Source organism: Ramlibacter sp. 2FC, from assembly GCF_005503345.1.
GTDB lineage: Bacteria > Pseudomonadota > Gammaproteobacteria > Burkholderiales > Burkholderiaceae_C > SCMQ01.
In genome coordinates this window covers 1-12,703 of sequence record NZ_SCMM01000006.1, presented here as the reverse complement: position 1 = coordinate 12,703, position 12,703 = coordinate 1, and the positions used below count along the sequence as shown (strand labels likewise).

Genomic DNA, 12,703 nt, shown 5'->3' with positions numbered 1-12,703 from the left:
TCTGGAGAACTTGCCATGCCCCCCAAACCCGAAATCCTGGTCAGCGAGGTCGGTCCGCGCGACGGCCTGCAGTCGGTCCAGGCCACCATGCCTACGGGCTACAAGTTCAGGTGGCTAGACGCCCTGGTCGCGGCCGGCCTGCGCGAGATCGAGGTCTGCTCCTTCGTTCCGCCGCGCCTGATGCCGCAGATGGCGGACGCCGCCGAGGTGGTGCGCCATGCGTTGACCCACCCCGGCCTCACGGTGCTGGCCCTGGTGCCCAACGCCAAGGGCGCCGAGGCGGCGCTCAGGGCCGGGGTGCACAAGCTCACCATCCCGGTCTCGGCCAGCCATGCCCACTCGCTGGCGAATGTGCGCAAGACCCCGGACCAGATGGTCGAGGTGGTGCGCGCCATCGCCCGCCTGCGCGACGACATTGCGCCGGGCGTGCAGATAGAAGCCGGCATCTCCACCGCCTTCGGCTGCACCCTCCAGGGCGAGGTGCCCGAGGACGAGGTGATCCGCCTCGCGGTGGCCTGCGTGGCCGCCGGTGCCGAAGAGGCCGGCCTGTCCGACACCACGGGCATGGCCAACCCGGCCCAGGTTCGGCGCCTGTTCTCGCGCCTGCGGGCCGAGCTCGGCGAGCGCGCCGGATCGGCCCATATGCACAACACGCGCGGCCTGGGCCTGGCCAATTGCCTGGCGGCCTGGGACGTGGGCGTGCGCAGCTTCGACGGCTCGCTGGGCGGCCTGGGCGGCTGCCCGCACGCGCCGGGCGCCTCGGGCAACGTGGTCACAGAAGACCTGGTGTTCATGTTCGAGGCCATGGGCGTGAGGACCGGCGTGAACCTGGAAAAGCTGATCGCCGCGCGCGAGCCGCTCAAGGCCGGACTGCCCGGCGAGCCGCTCTACGGCATGACACCCGAAGCCGGCCTGCCGCTGGGCTGGCAGCAGGAGGCGCGCCATGTCTGAGACCCAGTCCCTGCCCTACGCGGGCCTGCGCGTCGTCGAGTTCACCCACATGGTCATGGGCCCCACCTGCGGCATGGTGCTGGCCGACCTGGGCGCCGAGGTGATCAAGGTCGAGCCCGTAGGCCACGGACGCCATGGCGACGCCACGCGCCGGCTGCTCGGCTCGGGGGCCGGCTTCTTCCCCATGTTCAACCGCAACAAGAAGAGCCTGGCCCTGGACCTGCAGACGCCCGAGGGGCTGGAGGCCGTGCTGCGCCTGATCGCCACCGCCGACGTGGTCAGCGAGAACTTCAAGCCCGGCACCATGAGGAAGCTGGGCCTGGACTACGACAGCCTGAAGGCGCTGAACCCGCGCCTGATCTACGTCAGCCACAAGGGCTTCCTGCCCGGGCCCCACGAGCACCGCACGGCGCTGGACGAGGTGGTTCAGATGATGGGCGGCCTGGCCTACATGACCGGCCGCCCGGGCGACCCGCTGCGCGCGGGCACCAGCGTCAACGACATCATGGGTGGCATGTTCGGCGCCATAGGCGCGATGGCGGCGCTGGCCCAGCGCGAGAAGACCGGGCTGGGCCAGGAGGTGCAGAGCGCGCTGTTCGAGAACAACGTGTTCCTGGTGGCGCAGCACATGATGCAGTTCGCCGTCACCGGCCAGCCGGCCGCGCCCATGCCGGCGCGCATCTCGGCCTGGGCGGTCTACGACGTGTTCAAGGTCAGGGGCGACGAGCAGATCTTCCTGGCGGTGGTCAGCGACACCGCCTGGGCCCTGTTCTGCGACGCTTTCGGCTTCGCCGACCTGAAGCAAGACCCGCGTCTGAAGTACAACAACGAGCGCGTGCGGGCCCGCGACTGGATGATGCCGATCCTGCGCGAGCGCCTCGCGGCCTACAGCGCGGCCGAACTCGCCGCGGTGTTCGAGCGGCACGCCCTGCCGTTCGCGCCGATCACGCGGCCGCAGGACCTGCTGGACGACCCGCATCTGAACGCCACGGGCGGCCTGGCACCCATGGCGCTGCCGGACGGCCGCACCACCAAGACCGTGCTGCTGCCTCTCACGCTGGGCGGCCAGCGGCCGGGCCTGCGCCTGCCGCCGCCGAAGTTGGGCGAGCACAGCGCCGAGCTGCTGGCCGAGCTTGGATTCGGCGCGCAGAAGATCGATGAACTGCTGGCACAGGGGGTGGTGCAGCAGGCCTGAACCGCGGTCTGGTGTTGCGAAAAGGCTGCGGATGCGCTGGATCTTTGACTTTTATCCGCATAATCTGCGGCCATGGACAAACTCAAGGTTTTCGAGTCCTTCGTGTCCGTGGCCACCCGGGGCAGCCTGACGGCGGCCGCCAAGGCCGAGGGCGTGGCGCCCGCCATCATGGGACGGCGCCTGGACGCGCTGGAGGAGCACCTGGGTGTCAAGCTGCTGGTGCGCACCACGCGGCGCATCTCGCTCACGCACGAGGGCAGCGCCTTCCTCGAGGACTGCCAGCGCCTGCTGGCCGACGTGGCCAACGCCGAGGCCAGCGTCTCGGCCGGCGGCGTGCGCGCCAGCGGCCACCTGCGCATCACCGCGCCGGCCGGCTTCGGGCGCCGCCATGTGGCGCCGCTGGTGCCGCGCTTTCGCGAGCTGCACCCTGAGGTCACGATCTCGCTGAACCTCAGCGACCGCGTGGTCGACCTGGCCGGCGAGGGCTTCGACTGCGCGGTGCGCGTGGGCGACCTGCCGGACTCCTCGCTGGTCAGCGTACGCATGGCCGACAACCGGCGCCTGTGCGTGGCCACGCCCGACTATCTGCGCCGGCGCGGCACGCCGCGCCACCCCAACGAGCTGGCGCAGCACGACTGCCTGACCCTGTCCAGCGACGCCTCGCAGACGCGTGGCTGGGCGTTTCGCGTTTCGCGAAACGCCCTTGTGCGGAACCAGGACGGCGCCCTCTTGGGCGCGGGCGTTTCGCGCAACGCCCTTGGGCGGGACCAGGAGGGCGCCCTTTCGGGCGCGGGCCTGCCCGTGGAGGGTGGCGGTACCACCGAGGTGGTGCATTTCCGCCCCGGCGGGCCGCTGGACTGCTCGGACGGCCAGGTGCTGCACGACTGGTGCCTGGCCGGCTACGGCATCGCCTGGCGCAGCACCTGGGAGGTCGAGGCCGAGATCGCGGCCGGCCAGCTGGTGGCCGTGCTCGAGGAGTTCGCTGCGCCGCCCAACGGCATCTACGTGGTGTTCCCCCAGCGCAAGCACCTGCCGCTGCGCGTGCGCCTGTGGATCGACTACCTCAAGCACCATTACGGCCAGCCCGGCTTCTGGAAACGCGAGCCGCCTGCGCCACCCACCGGAGTTGAGACATGACCCTCGAAGCCCTGTTGGCCTACGCCCATATCCTGGCCTTCCTGACCATGGTGGTGTTCCTGTCCAGCGAGGCCGCCCTGTGCCGCGTCGAGTGGCTGAACGAGGCCGTGGTGCGGCGCCTGGCGCGCGTGGACCTGGTCTACGGCCTGTCGGCCGGCGCCGTGCTGCTGACCGGCCTGGCGCGCATCTATTTCGGCGCCAAGGGCAGCGGCTGGTACTGGAGCCACCCGCTGCTGCACCTCAAGCTCACGCTGTTCGTCGTCATCGGCCTGCTCTCGATCCGGCCCACCCTGATGTTCCTGCGCTGGCGGCGAGCGCTGGACGCCGGCGGCGGCCTGCCCGATGCCGGGCAGGTGCGGCGCGCGCGCCGCATGGTCATGGTCCAGGCCCATCTGCTGCCGCTGATCCCGCTGGCGGCGGTGTTCCTGGCGCGCTGACATGGCCCCCACGCTCGGCACTGACGTGTCCTCGCTGGCCTTGCAGCCCGGCGCCGGGCTGGGCGGCACTTAGAATCTGGCGATGCTCTCCGTCAAACAGGAATTGCTCGCCGCGCTCGCGGCCGAGCTGGAAAAACTCTCCCCCGGTGCCGGCTCCAAGGCGGCCTTCGAGTCACCCAAGGTGGCCGCGCATGGCGACCTGGCCTGCACCGCCGCCATGCAGCTGGCCAAGCCGCTCAAGGCGAACCCGCGCCAGCTCGCGCAGAGCCTGAGCGCCAGCCTGCAGACCACGACCCCGTTCATGACCTGGGTCGACGCCATCGACATCGCCGGCCCCGGCTTCCTCAACATCCGCCTCAAGCCGGCTGCCAAGCAGCAGATCGTGCGCGAGGTGCTGGCGGCCGCAGACCGCTTCGGCTTTCAGCCGGTGCGCGGCCAGCGCGTGCTGGTCGAGTTCGTCTCGGCCAACCCCACCGGACCGCTGCACGTGGGCCATGGCCGCCAGGCGGCCCTGGGTGACGCGATCTGCCACCTGTTCGAGACCCAGGGCTGGGACGTGCACCGCGAGTTCTATTACAACGACGCGGGCGTGCAGATCGGCACCCTGGCCACCAGCGTGCAGCTGCGCGCCAAGGGCTTCAAGCCGGGCGATCCAGAGTGGCCCGAGGCCGCCTACAACGGCGACTACATCGCCGACATCGCGGCCGACTTCATGGCCAGGAAGACCGTGCGCTCGGACGACCGCGAGTTCACCGCCTCGGGCGACGTCGACGACCTGGACGGCATGCGCCTGTTCGCCGTGGCCTACCTGCGCCACGAGCAGGACCTGGACCTCAAGGCCTTCGAGGTGCGCTTCGACCACTACTACCTCGAGTCCAGCCTCTACACCAGCGGCAAGGTCGACGCGGCGGTGCAGAAGCTGCGCGAGGCCGGCAAGACCTACGAGCATGACGGCGCGCTGTGGCTCAGGACCACCGAGTACGGCGACGACAAGGACCGCGTCATGCGCAAGGGCGACGGCTCCTACACCTATTTCGTACCCGACGTGGCCTACCACATCACCAAGTGGGAGCGCGGCTTCAGCAAGGTCGTCAACATCCAGGGCACGGACCACCACGGCACCATCGCGCGCGTGCGCGCCGGCCTGCAGGCCGTGGGCGCGGGCATCCCCGAGGGCTACCCCGACTACGTGCTGCACACCATGGTGCGCGTGATGCGCGGCGGCCACGAGGTCAAGATCTCCAAGCGCGCCGGCAGCTACGTCACGCTGCGCGACCTGATCGAGTGGACCAGCAAGGACGCGGTGCGCTTCTTCCTGCTCAGCCGCAAGCCCGACACCGAGTACGTGTTCGACATCGACCTGGCGCTGGCGCAGAACAGCGACAACCCGGTCTACTACGTGCAGTACGCCCACGCGCGCATCTGCTCGGTGCTCGCGGCCTGGCAGGACAAGGAAGGCGGCGACCTGGCCGCGCTGAAGGACGCCGAGCTCGGGGCGCTGGACAGCCCGGCCGCCCAGGCCCTGATGCTGCAGCTGGCCAAGTACCCCGAGATGCTGGCCGCGGCGGCGCAGGACTTCGCGCCGCACGACGTGAGCTTCTACCTGCGCGAGCTGGCCGCCAGCTACCACAGCTACTACGACGCCGAGCGCATCCTGGTCGACGACCAGGCCGTCAAGCGCGCGCGCCTGGCCCTGGTCGCCGCGACCGCCCAGGTGCTGCACAATGGCCTGGCGGTGCTCGGCGTGTCGGCTCCGAGCAAGATGTGAGGGCCCAGATGAGACGAGAGCAACAAGGCGGAACCTTCCTCGGTTTCATCGTCGGCCTGCTGGTGGGTCTGGGCGTGGCGCTGGCTGTGGCGATCTACGTGACCAAGATGCCCGTGCCCTTCTTGAACAAGAACCAGCCGCGCTCGGCCGACCAGGACGCGGCCGAGGCCAGGAAGAACAAGGACTGGGACCCGAACGCGCCGCTGTACGGCAAGAGCCCGGCGCGCTCCGCGCCGCCCGCGGCCAGCGGTCCCGTCGGCGCCGTGGTTCCCGCGCCGGCCCCTGCGGCCACGCCGGCGCCGGCGCCCGAGATCCCCATCCTGCGCGGCGCGGGTCCCAACGCGGCGCCCGCCGCCAAGCCGCCGGCGAGCCGGCCGGCCGCCTCGGCCGACCCGCTGGGCGACCTGGCGCGCGCCAAGGCGGGCGCCGCGACGGCCGACCCGTTCAGCTACTTCGTGCAGGCCGGCGCCTTCCGCACCCCCGAGGACGCCGAGGCGCACCGTGCCAAGCTCTCGCTGATGGGCGTGGAGGCGCGCGTGAGCGAGCGCGAGCAGGCCGGCCGCACGGTCTACCGAGTGCGCGTGGGCCCGTTCGACCAGCGCGATGCCGCCGAGCGCCTCAAGGAGCGGCTGGAGGGCAACGGCGTGGAGGCGGCCCTGGTGCGCGTGCAGCGCTGAGGAACTTCGGCCACCGGCCGGGCTCTGTGAGGAACAGGAGTGAATCAATCAATGAAACGTCGTGAATTTTCCATGGGGGCGGCCGCAGTCGCGCTGGCGGGTGTCCCGGCCCTTTCCTCGGCCCAGGCCTTCAAGCCGCGCGAGGGCAAGGACTACATCGAGCTGGACAAGCGCGTGCCGGTCGAGACCGGGGCCGGCAAGGTCGAGGTGATCGAGTTCTTCTGGTACAGCTGCCCGCACTGCAACGCCTTCGAGCCGGCCTTCGACGCCTGGGTCAAGGCCGCGCCCAAGGACGTGAGCGTGCGCCGCGTGCCGGTGGCCTTCCGCGACGACTTCGCGCCGCAGCAGCGCCTGTACTACACGCTGGAAGCCATGAACAAGCTCGAGGAGCTGCACCGCAAGGTGTTCCACGCCGTGCACGTGGAGCGCCAGGCGCTGAACCGCGACGAGACCATCCTGGCCTGGGCCGAGAAGCAGGGCCTGGACAAGGCCAAGTTTGCCGAGGTCTACAAGTCCTTCGGCGTGGCCAGCAAGCTGCGCCGCGCGGTGCAGCTGCAGGAGGCCTTCAAGGTCGAGGGCGTGCCCTCGCTGGGCATCGCGGGCCGCTACTACACCGATGGCTCGCTGGCCGGCAGCATGGAGCGCGCCCTGCAGGTGGTCAACTACCTGGTCGACGAGACGCGCAAGGGCCGCTGAGCGCGCGGCCAGGTCATGTCGAAAGCCCGCGATGCGGGCTTTTTCATGCGGCGGCGCCAGGTCTCCGCGGCCTGCGCCGCTACAATCGAGCAAGATTCATGCCCTTATGAAAACGCCCTACGCCAAGCACTTGCTCGCCCTGTCCCTGGTCCTTTGCGCGCTGCCTGCGGCCGCCGAGCGTGCCGACCGCGACAAGCCCATGAACATCGAGGCCGATACGCTGCGCTACGACGACCAGAAGCAGACCAGCACCTTCACCGGGCGCGTGGTCGTGACCAAGGGCACCATCGTCATGCGCGGCGCGCGGCTGGACGTGCGCCAGGACGCCGAGGGGCGCCAGTACGGCACTCTGACCGCCGAAGCCGGCCAGCGCGCCTTCTTCCGCCAGAAGCGCGGCGCGCCCGACGAGTACATCGAGGGCGAGGGCGAGGTCATCGACTACGACGGGCGCGCCGACAGCGTGCGCTTCACCCGCCGCGCCGAGTTGCGGCGCTACCGCGGCAGCACGCTGAACGACGAGATCACCGGCAACGTGATCGTCTACAACAACAGCACCGAGGTCTTCACCGTGGACGGCACGCCGCGCCCGGCCGGCGCCAGCGGCGCCGCCGCACCCGGCGGCCGCGTGCGTGCCATGCTGGCGCCGCGATCGGCCGCCTCGGCGCCGGCAGCGCCCCAGGGGACGCCGAACCTGCGCCCCAGCACCAGCCTGGGCGGGGAGCGCCCGTGACGGCGGTGGCGCGCTCCCACCCGGCGGCCACCGGGTCGCATGAGGCCGCCGGCGACGGGCGGCTCGAGGCCCTGCAGCTGCAGAAGTCCTACGGCAGCCGCAAGGTCGTGCACGACGTCTCGCTGTCGGTGAAAAAGGGCGAGGTCGTGGGCCTGCTGGGCCCCAACGGTGCGGGCAAGACCACCTCCTTCTACATGATCGTGGGCCTGGTGCGCGCCGACGCGGGCGAGATCCGCATCGACGGCCAAGCCGTGGCGCACATGCCCATCCACCGCCGCTCGCGCCTGGGCCTGTCCTACCTGCCGCAGGAGGCTTCCATCTTCCGCAAACTCAGCGTGGCCGACAACGTGCGCGCCGTGCTCGAGCTGCAGCGCGGCGCCGACGGCAAGCCGCTGGCCGACGCGGAGATCGAGCGCCGCCTCACGGACCTGCTGCAGGACCTGCGCGTCGAGCCCCTGCGCGACTCGCCGGCCGTGGCCCTGTCGGGCGGCGAGCGGCGCCGCGTCGAGATCGCGCGCGCCCTGGCGACCTCGCCGCGCTTCATCCTGCTCGACGAGCCCTTCGCCGGCATCGACCCGATCGCCGTGATCGAGATCCAGCGCATCATCGCCTTCCTCAAGAGCCGCGGCATCGGCGTGCTGATCACCGACCACAACGTGCGCGAGACGCTGGGCATCTGCGACCACGCCTACATCATCAGCGAGGGGCGGGTGCTGGCCCAGGGCACGCCGCAGGAGATCGTGAACAACGCCGAAGTGCGCCGCGTGTACCTGGGCGAGCACTTCCGCATGTAAGCGCCACAGGCCGTGCCATGAAACAGGGTCTCTCGCTGCGCGTTTCGCAGCACCTCGCGCTCACGCCCCAGTTGCAGCAGTCGATCCGCCTGCTGCAGCTGTCCACGCTGGAGCTGAGCCAGGAGGTCGAGCAGATGCTCGACGAGAACCCTTTCCTGGAGCTGGCCAACGACGAGGCGCCGCGCGAGGACTACGGCCTCGAGCAGGCCGACGCCGGGCCCAGCGCCGGAGATCGCCTGTCCGAGGCCGCGGCCGAGCCCGTCGGCACGGGTGCCGACGAGGGGCCCGCGGCGACAGTCGAGGCCGAGCTCGACGGCACCGAGAGCTGGGAGGGCGATGGCAGCGTGGAGCTCGCACCCGACGACAGCGAGTGGGGCGGCGATGCGCCGGCGCGCAAGCACAGCGATGACGACGAGGTGGCAGACGCCGGCGAGCTGGCGCGCAGCCAGGAGTCGCTGACCGAGTTCCTGCACCGCCAGGCCCTGGCGCTGCGCCTGTCCGAACTGGACCGTGCGGTCCTGCGCTTCCTGATCGAGTCGATCAACGACGACGGCTACCTCGAGGACTCGCTCGAGTCGCTGGCCGAGAGCCTGGCCGGGCGCGAGGACCTGGAGCAGTTCGAGGAGCTGGTGCACCGCTTCACGCTGGCGCTGTACCTGCTGCAGTCGCTGGAGCCCACCGGCGTGGGCGCGCGCAACTTGGCCGAATGCCTGAGCCTGCAGCTGCGTGCGCGCCTGGCCGAGGCGCCCGAGGACGCGGTGGCGCGCACCGCGCTGCGCATCTGCGCCCAGCCCATCGAGCTGCTGGCGCGGCGCGACATGCGCCGCCTGGTCCAGCTGTGCGGCGAGCCCGAGGCCGCGATCCGCGCCGCGATCGCCCTGATCGCCCGGCTCGAGCCCAAGCCCGGGCGGCGCTTCGTCGACGTGGAGCGCCAGGTGGTGGTGCCCGACGTGATCGTGGTCAAGACCGGACGCGCCTCGCAGCCGCAGTTTCGCGTGCAGCTCAACCCCGACGTGATGCCGCGCCTGCGCGTGCACGACATCTACGCCAACGCGCTGCGCGGTGGCCGCGGCGAGGGCCACCAGGCGCTGCAGCAGCGGCTGCAGGAGGCGCGCTGGTTCATCAAGAACATCCAGCAGCGCTTCGACACCATCCTGCGCGTGGCCAACGCCATCGTCGAGCGGCAAAAGAGCTTCTTCGTGCACGGCGAGCTCGCCATGCGCCCGTTGGTGCTGCGCGAGATCGCCGACGAACTGGGCCTGCACGAGTCCACCATCTCGCGCGTCACCACCGCCAAGTACATGGCCACGCCCTACGGCACCTTCGAGCTCAAGTATTTCTTCGGCTCGGCCCTGGGCACCGAGGCCGGTGGCAACGCCTCGAGCACGGCGGTGCGCGCCCTGATCAAGCAGTTCGTCGCCTCCGAGAGCCCCAAGAAGCCGCTGTCCGACAACCAGATTTCCGACATGCTCAAGGAGCAGGGCATAGAGTGCGCGCGCCGCACCGTGGCCAAGTACCGCGAGGCGCTGCGCATCGCGCCCGCCAACCTCAGAAAAGCCCTGTAAGGATGGCCCCCACGCTTGTCACTGCGTGTACTGCGCTGCCCCCCGAGGGGGCCTTCGCGCCTTGGGGCGGCCCGGCGGCGCTCAATACATGAATCAACTACAACTTTTTCTTCCGTGCGCCGCCGGCGTCGAGGGCTTGCTGGCCGACGAGGTGCATGCACTGACCGGTCTTACCGGCCAGGACTTGCTGACCGGCCGCGGCGGCGTGCTGGCGCGCGCCTCCTGGCGCGACGCGATGCTTCTCAACCTGCACAGCCGCCTGGCGCAGCGCGTGCTGGTGCAGCTGGCGCAGCGCCCCTACCGCGGTGAGGCCGACCTTTACGAGGCGGCCGCCGGCGTGGCCTGGGAGATCTGGTTCACCACCAAGCAGAGCTTCAAGATCGAGATCACGGCCCAGCACAGCCCGCTCAAGAGCCTGAACTTCGCAGCGCTCAAGATCAAGGACGCGGTGGCCGACCGCTTCCGCAACAAGGGCGGCGTGCGGCCCGACGTGGACACGCGCTGGCCCGACGTGCGCATCTATGCCCACCTGACCTCGGACCAGGCCACGCTCTACATTGACACCTCGGGCGAGCCGCTGTTCAAGCGCGGCTGGCGCGAGGACAAGGGCGAGGCGCCGCTCAAGGAAACGCTGGCCGCCGCCATGATCGCGGCCAGCGGCTGGGACCAGCAGTGCGCCGACGGCCTGCCGCTGTACGACCCTTGCTGCGGCAGCGGCACCATCGCCATCGAGGCCGCGCAGATCGCCTGCGGCATCGCGCCCGGCGGCCTGCGGCGCTTCGGCTTCGAGAAGCTGCTGCCGTTCCAGCCCCATGTCTGGCAGGCGCTCAAGGCCGAGGCCCAGGCCGCCGTCCATGCCCCCGTGGCGCCGGTGTTCGGCAGCGACGTGGCGCACCGCATGGTCGACTTCGCCCAGCGCAACGCCGAGCGCGCCGGCGTGAGCCATGCCGTGCAGCTGCGCGGCGGCGACGCGCTGCAGCGCATGCCGCCCAGCGAGCGGCCCGGCGTGATGCTGCTGAACCCGCCCTATGGCGAGCGCATCGCCGCCGCCGGCGTGGCCGGCCGCGGCCGCGAGGGCTTCCAGCCCGGCGCCCTGGCCTTGTCCCGCACTGCGCGCGCCGGCCGCGAGACCGCGCAGACCGACGACGGCGGCGACTTCTTCCTGCAGCTGGCCGCGCACTGGAAGAAGCACTACAGCGGCTGGACCGCCTGGATGCTGACCCCCGACCTCAAGCTGCCGGGCCGCATGCGCCTGAAGGAGTCGCGCCGCGTGCCGATGTGGAACGGCCCGATCGAATGCCGGCTGTTCCGTTTCGACCTGGTCCAGGGATCCGCCCGTGACAAGCCTGCCGCCGAGTCTGGTCGTACTTGATACGAATATCGTGCTGGACACCTTCGTGTTCAGCGACCAAGCGGCCCTGCCGCTGCGCGAGCGCTTGCAGGACGGCGGTCTGCAGTGGATCGCCGACGCCGCCATGCGCGAGGAGCTCGCGCGCGTGCTCGGCTACCCGCAGATCCGGCCGCGCCTGGCCTACTACGCCCTCGACGCCGCCCAGGTGCTGGCGGCCTTCGACCGCCACGCCCGCATCCTGCCCACGGCGCCCCGGGCCCAGGTGGTCTGCAAGGACCCCGACGACCAGAAGTTCATCGACCTGGCCGTGGCCCACCGGGCCTTGCTGCTGAGCAAGGACCGCGCCGTGCTGCGCCTGACGCGCCGGCTGCTGGCGCTGCAGGTTCCGACCGGCCGGACCATGGGCTGCGTTCAGGCGGCCTGATCGGCGCGGGCCAAGGCCATCAGCTGTGCCGCCGCGCCCAGCCGCTGCACGTCGCGCCCCCAGCGCCGCTGGGCCGGCAGGCGCCGCATCCAGGCCATGCGCTGCGCGCTCAGGCGCAACTCGGCGCGCACCTCGGGGCCCATCTGGTCGAGCCGGCGCCGCCACAGCGCCGCCGCCTGGGGCAGGGCGCCGGCCTCGTGCAGCAGTACGGCGGTGGCGTGCAGGTAGCTGAGCCAGTCGCGCGCCTGGCACTGCGCCAGGCTCAGCGCCAGGCGCGGGTCGTCCTCGAAATCGATGTAGCCGATCGCCCCGTCCGGGCAGCGCACCAGGTTGCGCGCGAAGGCCTGGCTCAGGCAGCTGCCGCGCGCATGCACCAGGGCGATCGCGTCCAGCCCGTCCTGCCACAGCGGCAGCAGCGCGGCCGCACCCTGGGCCACGGCCTGGTCCATTTCCTGGCCCAGGCTGCGCGCGGCCTGGCCCGGCGCGCCCAGGTCGGCCAGCAGCAGGCCGTCGGCCTGCTGGGCCAGCACCTCGGGCACGCGCAGGCCCAGGGCCCAGAGTTCGCGCAGGCGCTGGGCCTCGCGCGCGATCGCGGCTTCGCCGCCCAGGTTGGGCACCGGTCGCAGCACGCCCAGGCGCAGCAGGCCCGCCAGCGCGCCCATCAGCCAGTAGCGCCAGCGCCCATGGCGCGGCCCGGCTTTCTTGATCCAGGCGGTGCGGCCGTCGGGCAGCAGGTGGCGGGCCACGGTGCCGGGCTGCATGGGCAGGCTGTGGGACAGGAACCGGGCGTGCATCTCGCGATCCCCTTGCACCGGCCCGGCGCCGCTCGTGGCCTGAGTCTGCAGCATGCGAGGTCTCCTTCACGCCATGGAATGTTCTTGCCGGGCATTGCCGGCTACACTGCGCGCAAGCCCGGATGGCCGCATCATAAAGAACAATACCGGCCGCCCCTTCGACCTACCTGCCCCCCGCCATGAC

At 71.1% G+C, this 12,703-nt stretch carries 13 protein-coding genes; 12 read left to right on the top strand and 1 reads right to left on the bottom strand.

Annotation, left to right across the window (positions count from 1 at the left end):
• The first annotated feature begins 15 nt into the window (after window positions 1-15).
• From FFS10_RS04220 to FFS10_RS04160, 12 genes are all read left to right on the top strand, one after another.
• A complete protein-coding gene (locus tag FFS10_RS04220; protein ID WP_137891821.1) occupies window positions 16-951 on the top strand; it encodes a hydroxymethylglutaryl-CoA lyase in 936 nt (311 codons plus the stop codon).
• Window positions 944-2,146 carry a CaiB/BaiF CoA transferase family protein gene (locus FFS10_RS04215; protein WP_137891818.1) on the top strand — a complete coding sequence of 401 codons (1,203 nt, stop codon included), beginning with the start codon at window positions 944-946 and terminating at the stop codon, window positions 2,144-2,146. Before FFS10_RS04220 ends, FFS10_RS04215 begins: the two co-directional genes overlap by 8 nt.
• A gap of 72 nt (window positions 2,147-2,218) precedes the next feature.
• Window positions 2,219-3,283 (top strand): LysR family transcriptional regulator, encoded by a 1,065-nt coding sequence (locus tag FFS10_RS23365; protein ID WP_249931165.1) that lies wholly within the window; start codon window positions 2,219-2,221, stop codon window positions 3,281-3,283.
• Window positions 3,280-3,720 (top strand): DUF2214 family protein, encoded by a 441-nt coding sequence (locus tag FFS10_RS04200; protein WP_137891816.1) that lies wholly within the window; start codon window positions 3,280-3,282, stop codon window positions 3,718-3,720. The genes FFS10_RS23365 and FFS10_RS04200 overlap by 4 nt, the downstream gene beginning before the upstream one ends.
• Window positions 3,721-3,802: 82 nt before the next feature.
• The gene (argS, locus tag FFS10_RS04195) at window positions 3,803-5,488 is read left to right on the top strand and encodes an arginine--tRNA ligase (protein WP_137891814.1); all 1,686 of its coding nucleotides are present in this window, start codon (window positions 3,803-3,805) and stop codon (window positions 5,486-5,488) included.
• An 8-nt stretch (window positions 5,489-5,496) separates the two neighbouring features.
• Entirely contained in the window at window positions 5,497-6,165 is a 669-nt protein-coding gene (locus FFS10_RS04190) for an SPOR domain-containing protein (RefSeq protein WP_137891811.1), read from the top strand.
• A gap of 51 nt (window positions 6,166-6,216) precedes the next feature.
• On the top strand, window positions 6,217-6,861 hold the full coding sequence (locus tag FFS10_RS04185) for a thiol:disulfide interchange protein DsbA/DsbL (RefSeq protein WP_137891809.1): 645 nt from the start codon (window positions 6,217-6,219) through the stop codon (window positions 6,859-6,861).
• A gap of 106 nt (window positions 6,862-6,967) precedes the next feature.
• Window positions 6,968-7,591, top strand: coding sequence for a lipopolysaccharide transport periplasmic protein LptA (lptA, locus tag FFS10_RS04180; RefSeq protein ID WP_137891806.1), 624 nt, complete (start codon window positions 6,968-6,970; stop codon window positions 7,589-7,591).
• 5 nt (window positions 7,592-7,596) lie between these two features.
• Window positions 7,597-8,385: an LPS export ABC transporter ATP-binding protein gene (gene lptB / locus FFS10_RS04175; protein WP_137892033.1), complete on the top strand. Its 789-nt coding sequence runs from the start codon at window positions 7,597-7,599 to the stop codon at window positions 8,383-8,385.
• 17 nt (window positions 8,386-8,402) lie between these two features.
• The gene (locus FFS10_RS04170) at window positions 8,403-9,950 is read left to right on the top strand and encodes an RNA polymerase factor sigma-54 (RefSeq protein ID WP_137891804.1); all 1,548 of its coding nucleotides are present in this window, start codon (window positions 8,403-8,405) and stop codon (window positions 9,948-9,950) included.
• Between the two features lie 88 nt (window positions 9,951-10,038).
• Window positions 10,039-11,322 carry a THUMP domain-containing class I SAM-dependent RNA methyltransferase gene (locus tag FFS10_RS04165; protein WP_137891802.1) on the top strand — a complete coding sequence of 428 codons (1,284 nt, stop codon included), beginning with the start codon at window positions 10,039-10,041 and terminating at the stop codon, window positions 11,320-11,322.
• Window positions 11,323-11,332: 10 nt separating this feature from the next.
• Window positions 11,333-11,725, top strand: coding sequence for a PIN domain-containing protein (locus FFS10_RS04160; RefSeq protein WP_349654574.1), 393 nt, complete (start codon window positions 11,333-11,335; stop codon window positions 11,723-11,725).
• On the opposite strand, the gene FFS10_RS04155 is transcribed toward FFS10_RS04160, so the two are convergent.
• Complete coding sequence (locus FFS10_RS04155; protein ID WP_171016208.1) at window positions 11,713-12,573, bottom strand: BUD32 family EKC/KEOPS complex subunit; 861 nt, start codon at window positions 12,571-12,573, stop codon at window positions 11,713-11,715. The genes FFS10_RS04160 and FFS10_RS04155 overlap by 13 nt on opposite strands.
• Window positions 12,574-12,703 lie beyond the last annotated feature (130 nt).